The following is a 21,565-nucleotide window of genomic DNA, read 5'->3' on the forward strand; positions in this document are numbered from 1 at the left end:
TCGCCGTGCTAATAACAATTCAATAAAAGCAGGTGTTAAATAATTTATTTTTTACTAACAATAGCATTACTAATCGCTTTAACGAAATCTTCTGTTATAAAAGGTTTTAAAATATAACCATCCATTTTTGAGTTCTTAATTTTGCTTTCCACTTCGTTCGTTGATGCTGCCGTAAGTGCAACTATTGCTATATCCTCATTAAACTCTCTAATAAGATTTGTAGTTTCATAACCATCTAGTTCTGGCATATGTAAATCCATTAAAACACAATCGAATGTTTCAGTTTTAAGAATTTCTATTGCTTTTTTTCCACTATCTACTGCTATAGATTCTATGTTTAAATGCTCTAAAACTTTAGTAGTTACCATTTGGTTAATTTTATTATCATCGACTATTAGTAATTTACAATTATTAATAGCTTTTAAATGATTTTCGTACTGAGTAATTGGCAATTTCATCTTTTCTGTTTTATTAAATATAAGGCTAAAGAAAAAAGACGCGCCTTTTCCTTCCTCGCTTTCAATTTCTATTTTTCCTCCCATAGCATCTACTATACGTTTAACAATAGACAAACCTAAACCTGTGCCCTTATATGAGTTTTTATTTTTAGCATATTCTTGATGGAAATCTTCAAAAACATGAGATTGTTTGTTTTTCGGGATTCCTAATCCATCATCGGTAACTTTAAAATAGATTTTAACTTGCTCTTTATAATTTTCAAGTTGTTTTATTTCAATAGTAATATTCCCGTTATTAGTAAACTTGATTGCATTAGAAATTAGATTAATTAAAACCTGTGATAATTTTAAAGAATCACCAACTATTATACTAGGTATAGTATTATCATAATTTAAGTGAATAGTATTATTACTATCCCTCAAAGCATATTCTAAACTTTCAATAATATTTATTGTTAAATTTTTTAAATTGAAATCGATCATTTCAATTTTCATCTTTCCAGATTCTACTTTATTAAGTTGAAGCACATTATTTATTAAAGACAATAAATGATTTCCAGAAAATTTAAGAGATTCTAAATATTCTTTATGCTGTACATTTATATTCTCTTTTAATAATAAATTGGATAGTTCTATTACGGCATATAATGGTGTTCTTAACTCATGACTTATTTCTGAATAAAAATCACTTTTCGCTTTAGATAAATTCTCGGCCTTGTTTCTAGCTAGTTGAAGCTGTTTATTCTTTTTAAATATCCAATATGCATTTATAAGCAACATAAGGATAAATGCTATTAAAATAAAATTATACATTTTAGATTTAGTAATAATCATTTCCTGAATAGCCTTCTCGCTTTCTATGAGTTTTAGTTTATTTTTATTCTCTTTAACAGAAAACTCAATTTCCATCTCCTTTATTTGCTCAATTTTTGCAACTTTAGTTATAGAATCGTTTATTTTAATAAGTTTATAAAGTAACGCATTAGCTTTTTCATACTGTTTTTCTTCTTCATAAAGCTCTGCTCTACTCTTATAAATTGCTTGTAAAGCTTCTAAATAGCCATTATCCTCAGACTGCTCAATAGCTTTATCATAGTACATTTTAGATTTCGCTTTATTTTTTATTTTATAATAAGCGTAACCTAAAACTTCATAAGCATCTGCTTTTATTCGTTCCGACTTAATATTGTTTGCAACACTTGCTAATTGTAAAGACTTCTCTATAAATATAATGCCTTGATTATAATCTTCTTTTTCAAAAACTAAATTATAACCTATATTAAATGTTGGATATACTGCAGCGTCATACTTTTTATATTTTTCAGCAATTTCCATTGCTTTTTTAAAATATAAATTCGATTCTATGTAATTACCTTTGTACCTATATAACGCGCCAATATTATTGTGTATAACTATAATTCTAGACGTATCCTTTATCTTCTCATATAGTTTTTTAGCATTAAAAAAATATTCTAAAGATTTATCTGATTCTCCTAAAGCATAATAAGAAACTCCTAAAACATTTAATGCTTTTGCTTTTAAAAAATCACTTTTGTGATTTTTTGCATACTCTAATACTTCACTACCTACTTTAATTGCCTCACTGTGTTTACTTTGTTGGCTTAAGTCGAAAGCATTTTTTATAATAATTGTTACAGAATCTAATTGAGCTTTTGTAAGCTCTTGAGCATTAACATAACTCTGTATAGAGAATAAATAACAAAACAATAATAGAAGTGTTTCATATACAGGGCTTTTTATATTAACAATGTAGTAAAAAAATTACAATTTAATTCACAATTTATTTAAACAGTAGAACTATAAATTATCCTCATTTATCAAGTGCCATAAACGAACAAACCATAAGCCACTAATAAAGAAATATTTATCTTGTTTTTCGCATTGATTTATTTAATACATTAACAAAATTAGCAGTGATAAAAGGTTTTAAAACATAACCATTAATTTCATAATTGTATATTTTACTTTCTACTTCTTCTGTTGTTGCTGCAGTTAATGCAACGATGGCTATATCTTTATTAAATTCTCTTATTCTTTTTGTAGTTTCATAACCGTCTAATTCTGGCATATTTAAGTCCATTAAAATACAATCGAACTGCTCAACTTTCACTAATTCTATCGCCTTGATTCCTGAGTCGACAACCATAGAATTTATTTTTAGTTGATCTAACACTCGCTTAGTTACTAGTTGATTTATTTTATTATCATCTACAATTAAAATTTTGCTACCAACTATTTCTTTTAACTGATTAGAATACAACTCAACTGGCATACTATCTTTCTTACTTTTTTGAAAAGTTAATTCAAAGTAAAAAGTACTCCCTTTTCCTTCTTCACTATTAATTTTAACTTCACTACCCATTGCAGTGACTACCCTTTTAACAATAGACAACCCTAAACCTGTACCTTTATATGACTTTTCTATTTTTGCTTGTTCTTGATAAAAGTTTTCAAAAACTTGATCTTGCTTCTCTTTTGCAATACCTAAACCTGTATCTGTAACTTCAAAATAAATTTTAACAGTCTTTTCTAATTCTTCAACTGTTTTTGTTTTCACTGTTATGCGACCATTATTAGTAAACTTAATGGCATTAGAAATTAAATTTATAAAAACCTGAGACAGTTTTAAGGAATCTCCAACAATTACTTTTGGAATAGAATTATCATACTCTAAGTGTATTATATTATTACTATCTCTTAAAGCAAATTCAAGACTATCTATTATATTTGAAATAATATGTCTTAAATTAAAATCTAGTAATTCAACCTTCATAGTTCCAGATTCAACTTTGTTTAATTGTAACACATTATTAATTAAAGACAATAAATGATTCCCGGAAAACTGAAGTGACTCAAGGTATTCTTTATGTTTTATATTAACATCCTCTTTAAGCAACAAATTAGACAACTCAATAACGGCATATAATGGAGTTCTAAGTTCATGACTAATTTCTGAATAGAAATCACTTTTTACTCTTGATAAATCTTCTGCTTTTTCTTTTTCTTTTTTTAATTCTCTATTCTTTTTAAATCCCCAAAATGCAAGAAAAAATAATACACTAGTAAAAACTATTAAAATGGTATTGTAAATTCTAGACCTTGCAATATGTATATCTTGAGTATTTTTTTCTTTTTCTATAAGTTCTAATTTAATCTTATTCTCTCTTAAGAAGTTATCTGCTTCAATCTGTTTTGCCATTTCAAATTGTTTTATTGAAAAAACAGAATCTATAGCAATTGTATATTTATCTAAAGCATAAAAGGCTTCTTTAAATTTTTTCTTCTCTTCATTAATAGTTGCTTGGGTAGAATGTGCATTAGCAATAATTTCTATATAGTTGTATTTCTTAGCAAAATCTAATGTCTTATTATAGTACTCTAATGACTCTATATTATTTCCTAGTTTATGATGGACATAACTTAAAACTTCAAAAATCTCACCTCTGATACTTTTTTTTTGATAATGCTCTTCAGCTAGAGCTTCTGCTCTACTTAAATATTTTAGACTCTCTTTATAGTCTTTAGGCTTAACCTCTTTACCCTCAATTAAATTAACACCAATATTATATAAAGGATACACTAAAGCTGTTTTAGAATTACTCTTTTCTGCTATATCTAAAGATTTTTTAAAGTATGTATTTGATTTATTTAAATCTTTATATACTCTATAATTAACACCAATATTATTGTATGCTATAATTATTTTAGAAGTATCTTTTAATTTAACAAATAAATCTTTAGACTTGAACAAGTAATTAAAACTAAGTGAATCTTTTTCAATGTAGTAGTATGCATTTCCTAATACATTATAAGCCTTAGCTTTAAGATAGTCATCACCAGTACTTTTAGCATGATTTAATACTTGAGTACTAAGTTCTATAGCTTCACCATATTTATTTCTTTGGAATAGTTCAAAAGCTCTATCAACTTCTTTATACATTACATCTGAAGGTAAGTTAGGTTGCTGTTGAGCAAATACCGGAATCGCCATACTCATAATTGCAACCAAACAAAAGCACACATACTTCATAGGCACATTTTATATTATGTAAGTTAATAAAAACTACTTACAAATACTTTAATCAACTTCAAGCGATTTGATTTGAATCTAAATCCTATAAATTATATTCCGATAATGGTTTGGTGAACTTCTCAGGGTCTGCCGCTAAGTGATAACGAGGATCATCAATGTCTTCAACAATAACTTCTCTAAATTTGGGGCTAGCCTTATATAATAACTCTTTACAGTCTTCGCTTAAATGCTTTAATTTAATAGACTTATTTTCTGCTTCATATTTTTCGACTAAATTAAAAATAGCCTCTAAAGCAGAATGATCACTTACACGCGACTCTACAAAATCAATTTCAACATGATCAGGATCATTTTTAACATCAAATTTTTCATTGAATGCTATAATACTACCAAAAAATAATGGTCCCCATATTTCATATATTTTAGTACCATCTGCTTTCATTCTCTTGCGTGCACGAATGCGTTTTGCATTTTCCCAAGAAAAAACTAATGCACTAATAATAACACCTGCAATTACTGCTATTGCTAAATCAAATACCACAGTTAGAGCAGAAACAGCAATTAAAACAATAACATCACTTTTAGGAATTTTGTTAAGTATTCTAAAACTACTCCATGCAAAAGTCCCAATAACTACCATAAACATCACACCTACTAATGCTGCGATTGGTACTTGCTCAATTAACCCCGAAGCAAATAAAATAAACGCCAATAAAGCTAATGCAGCTACAATACCAGATAATCTACCACGACCGCCTCCTTTTATATTAATTAAAGATTGCCCAATCATTGCACAACCTCCCATTCCACCAAATAAGCCTGTGATTATATTTGCGCCTCCTTGCGCTAAACATTCTCTGTTAGAATTCCCTCTAGTTTCTGTAATTTCATCTACTAAATTTAATGTCATTAAAGACTCAATTAAACCAATAGCTGCTAATATTAATGCATAAGGAAAAATAAATTTTAACGTTTCTAAATTAAAAGGTACTTTATTAAATATATCTGTTTGAAACTCTGGCAAACCACCGCTTAAACCTGTTCCTCCTCCATCTCTAATAAAACTTCCTACTGTTGCTACATCTAGATTTCCAAATATTACTATTGCAGATACTACTAAGATAGCAATTAGCGCTTCTGGTAATTTTTTAGTTAGTTTAGGTAAACCAAACATAATTCCCATTGTTAAAGCAACTAATCCTACCATAATCCAAAGTGGCTGACCTTGCATCCATACTTTTTCATCTCCAATAGTTTCTTTAAACATACCTAATTGCGATAAGAAAATAACAATTGCTAGGCCGTTTACAAACCCCATCATAACAGGATGTGGTATCAATCTTACAAACTTACCGAGTTTAAAAACTCCAGCAAGCATTTGTATAATACCCATTAAAATAACAGTTACAAATAAGTAATATAAGCCTAGATTTTCTCCAGCTGCTCCCATATCATTTCCTTCAGCGACTAAAGACACCATTACTACTGCTAGTGCTCCAGTTGCACCACTAATCATGCCTGGTCTTCCGCCAAAAATAGAAGTAATTAAACCAATCATAAATGCGGCATACAAACCTACTAATGGATCTACTCCTGCCACAAAAGCAAAAGCTACAGCTTCTGGCACTAAGGCTAAAGCTACAGTAAGTCCGCTTAAAATATCATTTTTGGCATTAGCCGTTTGTTTTCTAAAAAATGCTGTCATTATCTCTTTTTTGAAGCTGCAAAAGTACGCTTAATTAAGAGATACACAAATGCTTATTGTAATATTTGTATTGTAATGGTTTATAATCAAAGTATTACCTATTGCTACTAACAATCCAACTCAAAGCGTCTTCTCTATAATCAAACAATTTTATATTAAGAGGTTTATTTATATTAATTATTGTTTCTATTGCCATTTTACGTGCCTCTGTATATGCTACAACAGCTATACAATTCATTTCTTTTAAACTAGCAACAATTTTTTGCGCTTCGAAAGTATAGGAGTAAGAATGCTTTTTATTAAGTAAGATTGAAAAAGGTTTTTCTAAATTAGAAAGTAAAAAATCGTGATAAATAGCTACATTTTGTTTATCAAATTCTACTCCTTCAGAAATAATAACTTCAGCTATATTTTCTTTAAGAATATTAATTATACCAAAAGGTAAATTAAAAGTTTTCATAAGTGGTTGGTTTAGATAAGTAAGCAATCAAATATAATAAAATAAGAATTGTCTAATTATTCACTTGGTATTTATGAGTTTTTTTTGATTAAGTTTGAGTAAAATATTATTCAACTTTGTAAAGTTTATTATAATGAAGCGTTATTTACTATCATCTATTTTAATTGTTTTTTTTATTGCTTGTTCTTCTAAAAAAGAAAAACCTAACGTAGACTTTACAACTGTATTTGAAAAATCTGAAGGCACGAAAACCGCTACCTATCAAGAAACCATTAGCTTTTATAAAAACTTATCTAAAACCTATGCATCAATTTCATTTGACTCTATAGGTATTACTGATTCTGGAAAACCGCTACACGTTATAACATATAATAGCGATAATGACTTTAACTTTTCTCAGATAAGAAAAACAAAACGCATTATACTTATTAATAATGGTATCCATCCAGGTGAAAGTGATGGTATTGATGCCACAATGATGTTATATAGAGACATTGTTGAAGGGAAAATTAAAACGCCAGATAGTACTGTTATTGTAACTATTCCTATTTATAATGTTGGAGGAAGCTTAAATCGCAATTCAACGTCAAGAACCAATCAAAACGGACCAGAATCTTATGGTTTTAGAGGCAATGCTCGTAATTTCGATTTAAATAGAGATTTTATTAAATGTGACACTGAAAATGCTAAAACTTTCACTAAACTATTTCATTTAATACAACCTGATGTTTTTATAGACAACCATGTAAGTAATGGTGCAGATTACCAGTATACACTTACACATTTATTTACCCAACATAATAAACTAGGAGGAGTTTTAGGCAATTATCTAAATAATGAAATGATGCCAGAACTGGAACAAAAACTAAAAGAAAAAGATTGGGATATTACTCCTTATGTTAACGTATACAATAAGGTTCCCGATAATGGTTTTTCTCAATTTATGGATTACCCACGTTATTCAACAGGATATGCGACTTTGTTTAATACTCTAGGAATGATGGTAGAAACACATATGTTAAAACCATATAAACAACGAGTTGAAGGTACTTATGAATTAATGAAAAGCATGATAGAAATTACGGAATCTAACGGTAATAAAATTTCGAAACTTAGAATTAAAAATAAGAAAAGCTTTATAAATAGTAAAGATTATGTTCTAGATTGGCAAGTTGATTCCGAAAAATCTTCCACATTAAAATTTAAAGGTTATGAAGGCGAAACTATTGTAAGTAAAATTACTGGAAAAGACCGCTTAAAATATAATCGAAGTAAACCTTTTACAAAAGATGTTATTTATCAAAATTACTTTAAATCTTCAAAAACGGTTTCTATTCCAAAGGCATATATAATTCCAAAAGGCTGGCATAATGTTATAAAATTATTACAATTGAATAATGTAACGTTAAGAGAATTAAAAAAAGATTCAACGATTACTATTGAGCTGTATAGAATTAAGAAGTATGACACAAGAAAAACGCCATACGAAGGTCATTATTTACATTACAATACTTCTGTAGAGTCTAACAAAACAAGTCTTAATTTTAGCAAAGGAGACTATATCGTTTCAACAAATCAAAATGCAGTACGTTATTTACTTGAAACATTAGAACCTCAAGCTCCAGACTCTTTTTTTAATTGGAATTTCTTTGATACTATATTACAACAAAAAGAAGGCTTTTCGGCATATGTATGGGAAGATAAAGCCAAAGAATTACTTCACAACAATGAAGAATTAAAAATAGAATTCGAAACTAAAAAAAATAAAGACGAAAAATTTGCAAAAAACTGGTATGCCCAATTAGACTGGTTACATAAGCATAGTGAAAACTATGAAAAAGCACATATGCAATATCCTATTTATAGAATTCTAAAAGATTAAAGTTAAAAATAGTTGAAATAAAAAAGCTGTTGCAATTGCAACAGCTTTTTTATTTCAACTATAAGAATAATTCTTATTTATTAATTTGAATTTTCTTGCTAAAAGTTCTAAAATTAGATTTAAAACTTAATATATATAATCCAGAAGCTAATGATCTAGCATCAATTTTAGTTTTACCAAATGTTGAATTATCAAATGATCCTGAAAGTACTTGTCTTCCATTTAAATCTACCATATTATAATTCATAACCTCAGAATCTAATAATAATAGCTCCACATTTAAATCATCAACTACTGGGTTTGGATATAATTTAATATCTATATTCCCACTAATAGTTTCAGATTTCTCGTCAATAGATACTATTTGTGTATTATTTTTAATAGGATCTACTGTTACTTTAACATCATCAACAGCCATTTTTTCATCTACTCCTCCATTAATAATAGTTATAGCAACTCCTTCACTATCTAATGATGCACATAAATCATTATTAGTAATTGTATCTAGAATATCTTGAGTTGTAGTAACTCCTAATGTAATTGTATTTATATCTAAAGTTGTTGGATCATAAACTAATAAATGTACTTTAAAACTATTTCCTGGCTGTACTAATTCTAAAGACAATCCTGTAGCCATATATCTAATGACATTATTTTTAGATAACAATGTAGCATAACTATAGTTTTCAGGTAAAACAGTATCTGGACCGGGTATAATTGTAACAACAGGATTATCAACTCCTGGAGCAATTAAAAACACCGTTTCATCTGTTATTGTGTTTCCTGCTGCAGCTTGACAAACTTCTTCTACTACATCTTCTAATGTAAATGTAATAGTCTCGTCATCACATTTAGTTCCTCCACAATAATTACCGCTAAATAATGAACCTTGCACCTCAAAAGTTCCTGTTCCTAAAAACCATGCTGCATTTCCAGCTGGGAAAGTATAATCAATATAATTTTCTATAATGTTATATACCTCTCCAGTACCTAAGTTTGTTACTTTATATCCAAAGCTTTCAGAATTTCCAGAAACTAAACCATTAATATAAAAATCAGCTGGTAAATCATTAATATTATATGTTTCTCCATCTACAATTGTAATAGCATCTGTACCATTTGCAAATTGATATTCAGCTATTTCCCCACAAGTATCTTCAGTAATAGTAAATGTTATACATATATGGTCGCATTTAGTTCCTTGACAATTATTGTACTTAAAAATTTCAGAATAAAATTGAAAAGTTCCTGTTCCGAGGTTCCATGCTGCATTACCGCTTGGGTATGTATATGGCAATACATTTTCGCCATTAGTAAACACTTCTCCTGTATCTAAGTTTCTAACTCTATTAAATGCACTTTCTGTTAATCCAGAAACTTTTACATCTATATAAAAATTAGATGGTAATGATCCTAAATCATAGCTTCCTCCATTTACAATAGCAACTGTATCTGTACCATTAGAAAACTCTAACCCTTCAATTTGTCCACATGGCGGAGTATTAGTTAATGTAAAATCTACATATTCAAAATCGCAAGAAGAAGATTGACAATTATTATATTTATATATTTTAGAATATACTCTATACTTACCTGGTCCATAATTTAAAGCACTTCCTCCATTAGGAAAAGTATATGGCAAATAATTTTCAAAAACCGTCACATATTGACCTGTATTTTTGTTTTTCACTGTAATACGAGCACTTTCTGAGTATCCCGTCACTAGAACATCTATATAAAAATTAGAAGGCAGATCACTTATCGAATAAGTACCACCATCAACAATATCTACAGAAGAATTTCCATTAGAAAATTGAAAGCCTGAAATATGCCCACAATCAGTTGTTGCATAAGATTGTATTGAAAAAATAAACGAAAATAAGACAGTTAGACTCGCTAATAATGTGGATTTTCGTGATGGGTAGAGTAATGTTGTTTTCATAATTTAGATTTAATTGATAATAACGCCGAAAACTAAAAAAACTATCAATCACGCTAAATTATATTAGTCTATTTACGATAATATTCGTTTAAGTGGTTCTTTTTAAGGAAACAAAATAATGTAAGAAATTTCAATCGGAAAAATACTACCATTAAACGAATAAAAAAATATAACTACCTAGAGTTATTGCTTTTAACACAAAAAAGATTATGAAGAAAAAAAACAATATTAACTTTAAATTATATTAATAATTTAATATTTGCATAAGAATTTTTAAGAGCTTTGGTTGCCTCTTCTTTATTTAACCAAGCTACTTTTGTAATACCTTCATTTTCTTGAGGAAATAGCTCTCCCTCAAAGTTGGTATTCATTTCAAACCAATAAGTAATCTTTATTTTTAACTTATCATTCCTTTTAAAAATATGATATGTTGTTTCTAAAGGCTTATTTATTTTTAACCCGTTAACACCTGTCTCTTCCTCAACTTCTCTTATAGCGGTTTCTTCTATAGATTCCTTCCCTTCACTTTTCCCTTTTGGTAAATCCCATTTATTGTTTCTAAAAATAAACAAGACATCTCCTTTATTGTTAAAAACTTTTCCGCCTCCAGCAACAACATTTGGTAATTTAGCAAGAAACTTTTTTAGAATAGTATTAGGATTATGATGAATAAGTCTTACAGATTCTATTTTTCGTTTAGATATTGTTTTTATAATTGTATCAATAGAAACATCTTTTAATAAAAAGTTTTTAAAATTTGTTTCCTTTTCAACTTTAGTAGTTAAAATTATAGGTTTATCATTAACAAAAATGTAGTGCATGGTTAGATATTACAAACGTTTTAGGTTGTCGTAAAAATATCATTTTTTAATTTAGAAAAAAGCATCTTAAAAAAAATAATTTTTCATTCATGAAGTATCATTCTAAAATTAAATATTCCTTATTTTTGCAACTATGATAATTGACAAATTCGCCGCAAGGCAAGCTGCAAAAGTGTTATTACAAATAAACGCTATTAAACTACAACCTAACGATCCTTTCACATGGGCATCTGGATGGAAATCACCTATCTATTGTGATAATCGTATTATTCTATCATTTCCTCCTATTAGAAATTACATTAGAGAAGAAATAGGTAAATTTATTGAACAACATTACGGTAAACCAGATGCAATAGCTGGTGTGGCAACAGGAGCCATTGGTATTGGCATGTTAGTCGCTGAATATTTAGGGTTACCTTTTATATATGTTAGACCAGAGGCAAAAGGTCATGGTAGACAAAATCAAATTGAAGGATTTATAGAAAGCGGACAAAATGTTGTTGTTGTTGAAGATCTAATTAGCACAGGAAAGAGCAGTTTAAATGCTGTTCGTGCTTTAAAAAATGCAAACGTAAATGTAAAAGGTATGGTTGCTATATTTACTTATGGATTTGACATTGCTAAAGAGAACTTTGAAAATGAAAATACACAACTTCATACGCTTAGTAATTATGAAAATTTACTTGTTGAAGCTGCAGAAACAAATTATATAACAGAAGAGCAATTACAAACATTATCAAATTGGAATGCCAATCCTAGTGAATGGAACGCAAATTGATATACACTAATTAGAACTTGTTTCTTAAAAAAGGATTAACCAAATTTTTAAGAATACTACTTTTTAATAAAAACATAATACAATAAGATGAAATTAGAATCCCAAAAAGTTACCATACAAAAATCTGCTCAAGACACTTTTAACTTTTTAACTGATGTTAAAAATTTCGAAAGTTTAATGCCTGAAAACATAAGTAAATTTGAAGTTTTAGATGAAGATAAATTTTTATTTGCATTAAAAGGCATGCCAGAAATTATTTTAAAAAAGAAAGAAGCTATAAAGCCAAATAAAATAGTTTTAGGTGCAGCTGGTGGTAAAATAGATTTTGCATTAGTTGGAAACATAGCGGCGATTGATGATAATACTAGTGAAGTACAATTACTTTTTGAAGGAGAATTTAATGCTATGATGGCTATGATGATAAAAGGCCCTATTAGTAAGTTTATAGACACTTTAGCCTCTAATATGCAAAGAGCTGTTTAATATAATAAAGTGATTTGATTTAGAGAAAATTCCTCTAAAATCTCATCCTCCAATAACACTATTAAATTTCCTGTTTTAGAAATACCTTTTATAAAACCTGAAAATAATTGACCTTCAATATTTTTAAATGTTGAAGGTTTATTTTTTCTAAACAAATTAGAAAGATATTCTTTTCGTATGGTTTCTATTTTGCCTGTTTCTAAAATTAAAAAATACGCTTTAAGGTGATCTATAAATTTTTGAAGCACCTCATCTAAATCAAAATTATTCCCTAATAAACTTTTCATTGATGTAGCTCTAGGCAAATTATCAAATGTTGTTTGATTTACATTTAACCCTACTCCAATAATAGATGACACAATTTGATTTTGATTTATGACATTTTCAATCAAAATACCGCCAATTTTTTTATCTGCTGACAAAATGTCGTTTGGCCATTTAACACTTAATCTAGGTATATTAAAAGCGTTTAAGGTTTTCTTTAATGCTAACGCAGTAACCATACTTAAGCAAAACTGATTTTCAAAAGATAGAAACGTAATGCTCTTAAACACACTAAAAGTAAGGTTTTGCCCTCTTTCTACACTCCAAATTTTCCCCATTTGTCCTTTACCATGAGTTTGATGTTTTGCTACAACAACTGTAAAATCTTCAATAACATCTGCACTACTAATTTCTTTAAGAAAAGTATTTGTAGAATCGATGGCATCAAGTTTGATTATACGCATATAAATTGGTTATCTTCGTATTGTTATTTATTATAATAATCTTATCCTTTTTTTAAAGTATAAAGAACCAAAAAATAATAACTTTGCACAAATTAAATCTAATTAATGGTTAAAACACAAGCTAATGCTGATGCACTAATAACTACAATTATTAGCGGCATAGAAGATGTAAAAGGAAAAGACATAAATATTCTTGATCTTAGAGAAATTGAAAATACAGTTTGCGATTACTTTATTATTTGTGAAGGAACTTCTAACACGCAAGTAAATGCAATTGTTAATGCCATACAAAAAAAAGTAAGTAAAGAATTAAAGGATAAACCTTGGCACATTGAAGGCGAAGATAATGCCGAATGGGTTTTAATGGACTATGTAAACGTTGTTGTACACGTATTTCAAAAACATATTCGTGAGTATTATGATATAGAAAGTCTTTGGGGTGATGCCAAAACAACAGTTATTGAATCAAAATTTTAAATCCATTTCATGGCAGAAAATAAAAAGAAAGAAACTCCAAAAAAACCTAAGTTTAATACGTCTTGGTTATATGGAGGTATCGTTGCAGCACTTTTAGCTGTTCTCATTTTTGGAAACAATGATGCAGGTGATGCAAATAAAATAAATACGACACAATTTTTTAATTACCTCGAACAAGGTGACATTAAAACATTTGATGTTATAACCAATACTAAACGGGTTAAAATTTATTTAACTAAAGAAGCTGAAGAGAAAGCTGAACATAAAAAATCTGTTCAAAAATCAATTTCTTTTATAGGTTCTAAAGTTCCAAATTATAATTACGAGTACGGAAATGATAAAATCTTTGAAGATGAATTTAGAAAAGTCATTAGAGAAAACAAGCTTACTGTAGAATACGAATTTGATAGAGAAAGCAGTCAACTAAGTGACCTGCTTTTTAGCCTATTACCTTTCGTATTATTAATTGGAGTTTGGATTTTTATTATGAGACGTATGTCTGGCGGTGCTGGCGGCGGCGGCGGCGGTCAGATTTTCAACATTGGAAAATCTAAAGCAAAGCTTTTTGATCAAAACACAGAGGTTAAAACAACATTTAAAGATGTAGCTGGATTAGAAGGCGCTAAAGAAGAAGTGCAAGAAATTGTAGATTTCCTTAAAAATCCAGAAAAGTATACCTCTTTAGGAGGTAAAATTCCTAAAGGAGCTCTTTTAGTTGGACCTCCAGGAACAGGAAAAACATTACTTGCAAAAGCCGTAGCTGGTGAAGCTAAAGTACCTTTCTTTTCTTTATCTGGTTCAGATTTTGTAGAAATGTTTGTAGGTGTTGGAGCTTCAAGAGTTAGAGATCTATTTAAACAAGCTAAAGAGAAATCTCCAGCTATTATATTTATTGATGAAATTGATGCTATTGGTAGAGCAAGAGGTAAAAATGCTATGTCTGGGAGTAATGACGAGCGTGAAAACACATTAAACCAATTATTAACAGAAATGGATGGTTTTGGCACAAATACAAATGTTATTGTATTAGCTGCAACTAACAGAGCCGATATATTAGACAAAGCCTTAATGCGTGCTGGTCGTTTTGACAGGCAAATCTATGTAGATTTACCTAACTTAACAGAAAGACGCGCTATTTTTGAAGTCCATCTTAGACCACTTAAAAAAGTACAAGGTTTAGACATTGACTTTTTAGCTAAACAAACGCCAGGATTTTCTGGAGCAGATATAGCAAATCTATGTAACGAAGCAGCACTAATTGCAGCTAGAACCAATAAGAAAGCTGTTGAAAAACAAGATTTCTTAGATGCAGTAGATCGTATTGTTGGAGGACTTGAAAAAAGAAGTAATTTATTCTCTGTAGAAGAAAAAAGAACTATTGCTTATCACGAAGCAGGTCATGCTACTGTAAGTTGGTTTTTAGAACATGCAGATCCTTTAGTAAAGGTGACAATTGTACCACGTGGAAGATCACTTGGAGCAGCTTGGTATTTACCACAAGAAGCATATATAACTAGAACAAGTAAGTTTTTAGATGAAATTTGTGTAACTATGGGTGGACGTGCTGCCGAAAAAATAGTCTTTGATCAAATTTCTACAGGCGCACTTAGTGATTTAGAAAGCGTAACTAAAAAAGCGAAAGCTATGGTTATGATATATGGATTAAATGAAAAAGTTGGTAATGTAACATTTTATGATCCGGCTGGAGAAAATGGTTTTGTAAAACCATATAGTGAAAAAACCGCAGAGCTTATTGACAATGAAATTAAAAACATTGTAGAAACCCAATATCAACGCGCTTTAGATTTATTAGCATCTAAACGTGATGTCATGGATAAATTAGCACAAAGATTAATTGAAAGAGAAGTGATATTTAAAGATGATTTAGAAGAGATTTTAGGAAAGCGTCCTTTTGCAGACATTAAACCTAATGTTAAATCTGAGGAAGAAGAATAGCACATAAAAAACTTAAATAAATCTAAAAATCTCAAATTAACAGTATTGTTCGTTTGAGATTTTTTATATTTACGAAATATCCCTATGTGTTTTGATAATAGCAACAATGTAAATGAGCATATTTAGAAACATCTTTCGTTCTAAATCTAATAAAGAGAAAGAAGAAATAAAAAACGATGAAAGAGGTAAATACATGCCTCAGGTTAAACTACCAATAGATGAAAGTTTTACAATAAACTTTAAATCTAATGGTGGCAAGTTCTTGTACAGTGAAAATTTAGATGAGGTTTATGAAAATCTAAATGCAATTATAAAAGAAAATAAATGGGAAGAACAACCAGTATATTTTTATGATAAAAACCTAAAAGATCGTTTTAAAAATGCTACGCTAACGTTTGCAGATTATCCCAAAGATGCTACTTTCTTTTTTACAACATGCGAAAACTTAATTGCAGATGATGGCTCTTTATTAATTTCATCCAACCAAATTGCAGAAAAAAAGCTACCTGAATTCCCTAATAATTTTATCGTTTTTGCTACTACAAGTCAGATTGTAACTAATATTGGCGAAGGTTTACGCCAAATAAAAACTAAAAACAAACAAAAACTCCCTACTAATATCACTACCATTAAACATTTTAAAAACGTTGAGGAAAAAGACTTTTTAAGCTATGGTAGTGCTTCAAAAAACTTATATTTGTTGCTTTTAGAAGACCTATAAGCAATGAAAGAAACTTTAACTAGATCACTATCTGGATTACTTTATGTAACACTTTTAGTAGGCTCTCTTTTTTTTCAACATGCACTTATTATTGTATTTTTTATATTCGGATTGCTTTGTTTAGCCGAGTTTAAAAAACTAATTCAACTTAAAAGTGTAGTTCCATATATTATATTTACTGTAATTTATATCATATTTGGCTATTGGAGGTTATTCATGAACTCATCAATGGGTATCGATGAGGCTACGCAAATACTTATGGTTATTTCCATTTTTGTACACTTATTACTAGTCAAGGATTTATTTTCTGAAAAGGTAATTCCAATGTTTGAATCAAAACGTTATATATTAACTACTTTTTATATTTCTAGTGCTTTCATTTTCTTAATATTAATTCCATATTATAAAAATGAATATTCACCTAAATTACTTTTAGGTTCCTTTATTATTGTATGGGTTAATGATACTTTTGCTTATTTAGTAGGTAAAAACTTTGGTAAACAAAAGTTGTTTCCAAGTATTTCACCTAAGAAAACAGTTGAGGGTTTTCTTGGAGGTTTACTTTTTGCATGTATTGCTAGTTATTTTATTTTCACTTATACCGAAACATTGACATTTAATAACTGGTTAATTTTAAGTGTCATAATAAGTTTCATAGGTACCATAGGTGATTTAATTGAATCGAAATTTAAACGTCAAGCAGGCGTAAAAGATAGCGGTGTAATTATGCCTGGTCATGGCGGTTTGTTAGACCGCTTTGATAGTGTTATTTTTGCAGCACCATTTATTTATTTATTCTTAAGAATTTTACAGTATGTTTCATAAAGAAGGACATAAAATTATTTTAATCACTTTTATTATTGTTATCGGCCTATTTATGGTTGTAGACCGCTTTGTAAGTATTAATTGGTTACAATACCTTTTATTTGCTACACTTGCTGTTTTCTTATATCTAATACTTCAGTTTTTTAGAAACCCGAAACGTAATACAAATGCGGATGATAAGACTGTGGTTTCTCCTGTAGATGGGAAAGTTGTGGTTATAGAGGAAGTTTTTGAACCAGAGTTTTTTAAAGAAAAACGATTACAGGTTAGTGTATTTATGTCTCCATTAAATGTGCATGTAACACGTTATCCTATTGCTGGCAAAGTAGAATACAGTAAATATCATCCTGGAAAATACCTTGTTGCTTGGCATCCAAAAGCTAGTGAAGAAAATGAACGCACAACTGTTGTTGTAGAGAACAAAAGCTACGGTAAAGTATTATATCGTCAAATTGCTGGAGCTTTAGCTAAGCGAATAGTAAATTACGCTAAAGCGGGACAAGATGTTACTCAAGGTAGTGACTCTGGATTTATAAAATTTGGTTCAAGAGTAGATTTATTTTTACCTTTAGATACCAACATTAAAGTAGAATTAAACCAAAAAGTTCGTGGTGGTGAAAGTATCATTGCCGAAATGTAATAGACATGACTTCTGAAGAAATAGATATTGCCTTTAAAGATGCTGTAGAGCGTATAAATGCGCATACAGAACCTTTTCCTGCAGATTTTCTATTAAGACTTTATGCCTACTATAAAAAAGCAACTAATAATTACGAGCGACCAAGTAGTCGAACACCAATAATTAACGCCTTTAAGACTAACGCCTTATTCCAAATTCAAGATATTTCTGAAGATGAGGCCAAACAAGCTTATGTTGCGCTAGTGAATAATTACTTTTTGTATAGAAAATAAAACAACTTCTTATCATTCCTACGAAAGTAGGAATCCACAATTTAATAACATCCTTTAAAATAAATTCCTGCTTTTACAGGAATGGCAAAATATTTAATCAACAACAAATTCTAAAACATCTCCTGTAGCCCCATTAGGAAAACTTATACCCAATAATGCAGATATTGTTGGTGCTATATCTATAATTTCTGTTTTAACTTGTGTACTGCCCTTTTTAATTCCTTTTCCAAAAAACAATAATGGTACGTGAGTATCATAATTTAAACCAGAACCATGTGTAGAGCCTGTTTTACTGTAGCTAATAACTGCTGGATCTTTAACCATTATTATATCTCCAGATCGTTTTTGGTTATAACCATTTTGCAATAATGCTTCAACTCCACTACCAAAAGAAGCAGTTTGAAAAGTCTTAGAAGCATATACTTTATCTATATTTTTATAATTAATTAATTCTTGTACTAATGCATCTTGCACTTCTTCTATAGAAATATTTAAAGCCTTTAAGCGCTTTTTATTAAAAAACAACTGATTATTACTGATATTTTCAATTAAATCTGAAGCTTTAAAACGCTCTGCCATGAAACTATCTAATTGTTTTTTAAAAGCATCTTTATCAAAATATCCAGCTGGTATGTTATGACTTTGTAAATATGATGGCACCTCAACTGCTCCGTGATCTGACGTTAAAAACACAGTATATTCGCCTGCTCCAACTTTAGAATCTAAAGTATTAAGTAAACGCTGGATATCTTTATCTAAACGTAGATAAGTATCTTCAATTTCTTTAGAATTCACTCCAAAATTATGCCCTACATAATCTGTACTAGAAAAACTAACCGTTAACACATCTGTAATAGTATCTTGTCCTAATTGCTCACCTTCTATCGCAGCAATAGCAAAATCGGCAACAATACTATTACCATATGGTGTACCTTTAATAATATCGAAACCAGCATTTTGATCTTTAAGTTTCGCTAAATCATAAGGAAATACTGCTTGATCTTTCCCTTTAAATCCGCCTTCATATGCATTTAAATCATTTCCACTCTCGGTATATGTATTAATATCATACAACGTATTCCACTCTTTCAAATAGCTTTCAGACACATTAGATGTGTTAAAATCACTAACCCATTTTGGTAAGTTCTTCATATAATAAGTACTTGTAATAAAGTTTCCTTCATTCTTTCCTCTAAACCAATAAGCCGCATTAGCAGAGTGTCCAGCAGGCAGTATTGCGCCTCTATCTTTTATTGAAATACCAATGGTTTTTCCTTTCATTTGTGTGAATAATCTATTTTCATCACTAAACGTTGTTGTTTTCATTCTATGTGGAGACATACGCTCTAGCTCAGACTCACTTCCCACCGCCAAGACATTACTATCTTCTGCACAATACACCATTTCTTTAATAAACTTATCGTACCAGTTATTTGCTATTATACCATGATACTTTGGTGTAGTCCCAGTATAAATTGAAGCATGTCCTGGACCAGTATAGGTTGGCACATAATTATAATGATTGTTTTTACAATTAAATCCTTCATTCACCATACGTTTAAATCCACCATCTCCATATTTATCATAAAATCGTGTCAAATAATCATAACGCATTTGATCTACAACAATCCCAATTACTAATTTAGGCTGCGTATTTATAGATACCTTACCAGTATCTTTTGATGTTATAATATTGTTTTGTGCCTTACAATTAAAAAGTAATAGTGCAAATAATAAACTTAATTGAAATCTCATTTTTGTTTTGTTTTGTAACGTTTTCAAAAATACATTTTTTAGTTTATCTTAATTTAAATTAATCGTTAAATACGTCATTAGATTTTTATACTTTAGCATTATAAATATTACTATGCAGTACCTACATAATATTGGCACATATTTTTTAATGGTTTTAGAGATGTTTCGTAAGCCCACGAAATGGTCTGTAATGAAACAACTTATATTAAAAGATATAGATGATTTAATTATAGGGTCTTTAGGAATTGTAGCTTTTATTTCATTTTTTGTTGGTGGCGTAATTACTATACAAACTGCGTTAAACATCAACAATCCTTTAATACCTAAATACCTTGTTGGCTTTGCCACTAGACAATCTGTTATTTTAGAATTTGCTCCCACATTTATTTCTATTATTATGGCCGGAAAAGTAGGATCTTTTATAACATCAAGTATTGGAACCATGAGAGTTACAGAACAAATTGATGCACTTGAAGTCATGGGTATTAATTCTATAAATTATTTAGTATTTCCAAAATTTATTGCTTTAATGTTATATCCTTTTGTGATTTCTATTGCTATGTTTTTGGGGATTTTTGGAGGTTTAACCGCTTGTGTTTTGGGAGGTTATTCTTCTGCAGATGATTATATTATTGGAATTCAAACAGAATTAATCCCTTTTCAAATAGTATATGCTTTTATTAAAACACTACTTTTTGCCTTTGTATTAGCCACAATACCTTCTTATCATGGTTATTTTATGAAAGGTGGTGCATTAGAAGTTGGAAAAGCCAGTACCACTTCTTTTGTTTGGACTAGTGTTGCCATTATACTTTTAAACTATGTATTAACCCAAATGTTATTAAGCTAATGATAGAAGTAAAAGATTTAGAAAAATCGTTTGGAGATGCACATATTTTAAAAGGTATTAGTGCCACATTTGAAAAAGGTAAAACCAATCTTATTATTGGAACTAGTGGTTCTGGAAAAACCGTTTTTTTAAAGTGTCTTTTAGGTTTATTTGATTATGAGAAAGGCAGCATCTCTTATGATGGTAAAATATTCTCAGAACTATCTGAAGACAAAAAACGTGATTTAAGAGCAGACATGGGAATGGTTTTTCAAGGTAGTGCACTTTTTGATTCTATGACCATTGCAGAAAATGTTATGTTTCCTTTACGCATGTTTACAAAACAAAGTAAAAGTGAGATGATGGATCGCGTAGATTTTGTTTTAAATCGTGTAAATCTACCTGACGCTCATAAAAAAATGCCAAGCGAAGCTTCTGGTGGTATGCAAAAACGTGTTGCTATTGCAAGGGCAATTGTGAATAAACCAAAATATCTATTTTGTGATGAACCAAACTCCGGTTTAGATCCAAAAACTGCCATTGTTATAGATAATTTAATTAAAGAAATTACGGAAGAATATGAGATTACTACCGTAATAAACTCTCATGACATGAATTCTGTTATGGAAATAGGAGAGAAAATTGTTTTCTTACGTTATGGCTTAAAAGAATGGGAAGGTTCTAAACACAATATATTTAAAACCGATAACGAAATTGTTACCGATTTTGTCTATTCTTCTAACCTATTTAGAAAAGTACGTGAAAGCTTAAATAAATAA

The 21,565-nt window shown here is 29.4% G+C and carries 19 protein-coding genes; 11 read left to right on the forward strand and 8 right to left on the reverse strand.

Annotated features, from left to right (window positions below):
* Positions 1-44: 44 nt before the first annotated feature.
* The 4 genes from Q0997_RS14315 to Q0997_RS14330 form a co-directional block, all read right to left on the reverse strand.
* Complete coding sequence (locus tag Q0997_RS14315) at positions 45-2,186, reverse strand: ATP-binding protein (RefSeq protein WP_299890024.1); 2,142 nt, start codon at positions 2,184-2,186, stop codon at positions 45-47.
* 157 nt (positions 2,187-2,343) lie between these two features.
* Positions 2,344-4,509 carry an ATP-binding protein gene (locus Q0997_RS14320; RefSeq protein WP_299890027.1) on the reverse strand — a complete coding sequence of 722 codons (2,166 nt, stop codon included), beginning with the start codon at positions 4,507-4,509 and terminating at the stop codon, positions 2,344-2,346.
* Positions 4,510-4,594: 85 nt separating this feature from the next.
* Entirely contained in the window at positions 4,595-6,217 is a 1,623-nt protein-coding gene (locus tag Q0997_RS14325) for a SulP family inorganic anion transporter (protein ID WP_299890029.1), read from the reverse strand.
* A 94-nt stretch (positions 6,218-6,311) separates the two neighbouring features.
* Positions 6,312-6,677, reverse strand: a complete 366-nt coding sequence (locus tag Q0997_RS14330) for a hypothetical protein (RefSeq protein WP_299890030.1) — start codon at positions 6,675-6,677, stop codon at positions 6,312-6,314.
* 133 nt (positions 6,678-6,810) lie between these two features.
* On the opposite strand from Q0997_RS14330, the gene Q0997_RS14335 reads away from it, so the two are divergent.
* Positions 6,811-8,559, forward strand: coding sequence for a M14 family metallopeptidase (locus Q0997_RS14335; protein WP_299890031.1), 1,749 nt, complete (start codon positions 6,811-6,813; stop codon positions 8,557-8,559).
* 73 nt (positions 8,560-8,632) lie between these two features.
* Here the strand turns inward: Q0997_RS14335 and Q0997_RS14340 are convergent, their stop codons facing one another.
* Positions 8,633-10,501, reverse strand: a complete 1,869-nt coding sequence (locus Q0997_RS14340; RefSeq protein WP_299890032.1) for a T9SS type A sorting domain-containing protein — start codon at positions 10,499-10,501, stop codon at positions 8,633-8,635.
* A 239-nt stretch (positions 10,502-10,740) separates the two neighbouring features.
* Complete coding sequence (locus Q0997_RS14345) at positions 10,741-11,322, reverse strand: NUDIX domain-containing protein (RefSeq protein ID WP_299890033.1); 582 nt, start codon at positions 11,320-11,322, stop codon at positions 10,741-10,743.
* A gap of 133 nt (positions 11,323-11,455) precedes the next feature.
* Here Q0997_RS14345 and pyrE point away from each other — a divergent pair, with 133 nt between their 5' ends.
* Together pyrE and Q0997_RS14355 are read left to right on the forward strand one after the other, a co-directional pair.
* Positions 11,456-12,100 carry an orotate phosphoribosyltransferase gene (gene pyrE / locus Q0997_RS14350; protein ID WP_299890034.1) on the forward strand — a complete coding sequence of 215 codons (645 nt, stop codon included), beginning with the start codon at positions 11,456-11,458 and terminating at the stop codon, positions 12,098-12,100.
* An 87-nt stretch (positions 12,101-12,187) separates the two neighbouring features.
* Positions 12,188-12,583 carry an SRPBCC family protein gene (locus tag Q0997_RS14355; protein ID WP_299890035.1) on the forward strand — a complete coding sequence of 132 codons (396 nt, stop codon included), beginning with the start codon at positions 12,188-12,190 and terminating at the stop codon, positions 12,581-12,583.
* On the opposite strand, the gene Q0997_RS14360 is transcribed toward Q0997_RS14355, so the two are convergent.
* The gene (locus tag Q0997_RS14360; protein ID WP_299890036.1) at positions 12,580-13,311 is read right to left on the reverse strand and encodes a biotin--[acetyl-CoA-carboxylase] ligase; all 732 of its coding nucleotides are present in this window, start codon (positions 13,309-13,311) and stop codon (positions 12,580-12,582) included. The genes Q0997_RS14355 and Q0997_RS14360 overlap by 4 nt on opposite strands.
* Before the next feature lie 105 nt (positions 13,312-13,416).
* On the opposite strand from Q0997_RS14360, the gene rsfS reads away from it, so the two are divergent.
* The 6 genes from rsfS (at position 13,417) to Q0997_RS14390 (ending at position 18,202) form a co-directional block, all read left to right on the forward strand.
* Positions 13,417-13,788, forward strand: a complete 372-nt coding sequence (rsfS, locus tag Q0997_RS14365; RefSeq protein ID WP_299890037.1) for a ribosome silencing factor — start codon at positions 13,417-13,419, stop codon at positions 13,786-13,788.
* A 9-nt stretch (positions 13,789-13,797) separates the two neighbouring features.
* Positions 13,798-15,744 carry an ATP-dependent zinc metalloprotease FtsH gene (gene ftsH, locus Q0997_RS14370; protein ID WP_299890038.1) on the forward strand — a complete coding sequence of 649 codons (1,947 nt, stop codon included), beginning with the start codon at positions 13,798-13,800 and terminating at the stop codon, positions 15,742-15,744.
* Positions 15,745-15,856: 112 nt separating this feature from the next.
* The gene (locus tag Q0997_RS14375) at positions 15,857-16,465 is read left to right on the forward strand and encodes an LUD domain-containing protein (RefSeq protein WP_299890039.1); all 609 of its coding nucleotides are present in this window, start codon (positions 15,857-15,859) and stop codon (positions 16,463-16,465) included.
* A gap of 3 nt (positions 16,466-16,468) precedes the next feature.
* Entirely contained in the window at positions 16,469-17,290 is an 822-nt protein-coding gene (locus Q0997_RS14380) for a phosphatidate cytidylyltransferase (RefSeq protein ID WP_299890040.1), read from the forward strand.
* On the forward strand, positions 17,280-17,930 hold the full coding sequence (locus Q0997_RS14385) for a phosphatidylserine decarboxylase family protein (RefSeq protein ID WP_299890041.1): 651 nt from the start codon (positions 17,280-17,282) through the stop codon (positions 17,928-17,930). Before Q0997_RS14380 ends, Q0997_RS14385 begins: the two co-directional genes overlap by 11 nt.
* 5 nt (positions 17,931-17,935) lie before the next feature.
* The gene (locus tag Q0997_RS14390; protein ID WP_299890042.1) at positions 17,936-18,202 is read left to right on the forward strand and encodes an acyl-CoA-binding protein; all 267 of its coding nucleotides are present in this window, start codon (positions 17,936-17,938) and stop codon (positions 18,200-18,202) included.
* A 93-nt stretch (positions 18,203-18,295) separates the two neighbouring features.
* Here Q0997_RS14390 and pafA read toward each other — a convergent pair whose 3' ends face one another.
* Positions 18,296-19,957 carry an alkaline phosphatase PafA gene (pafA, locus tag Q0997_RS14395; protein WP_299890043.1) on the reverse strand — a complete coding sequence of 554 codons (1,662 nt, stop codon included), beginning with the start codon at positions 19,955-19,957 and terminating at the stop codon, positions 18,296-18,298.
* Positions 19,958-20,069: 112 nt separating this feature from the next.
* On the opposite strand from pafA, the gene Q0997_RS14400 reads away from it, so the two are divergent.
* Positions 20,070-20,807, forward strand: a complete 738-nt coding sequence (locus Q0997_RS14400; RefSeq protein ID WP_299890044.1) for an ABC transporter permease — start codon at positions 20,070-20,072, stop codon at positions 20,805-20,807.
* The gene (locus Q0997_RS14405) at positions 20,807-21,565 is read left to right on the forward strand and encodes an ABC transporter ATP-binding protein (protein ID WP_299890045.1); all 759 of its coding nucleotides are present in this window, start codon (positions 20,807-20,809) and stop codon (positions 21,563-21,565) included. The genes Q0997_RS14400 and Q0997_RS14405 overlap by 1 nt, the downstream gene beginning before the upstream one ends.

Origin of the sequence: uncultured Lacinutrix sp., from assembly GCF_947500325.1 — a bacterium.
Taxonomy (GTDB): domain Bacteria; phylum Bacteroidota; class Bacteroidia; order Flavobacteriales; family Flavobacteriaceae; genus Lacinutrix.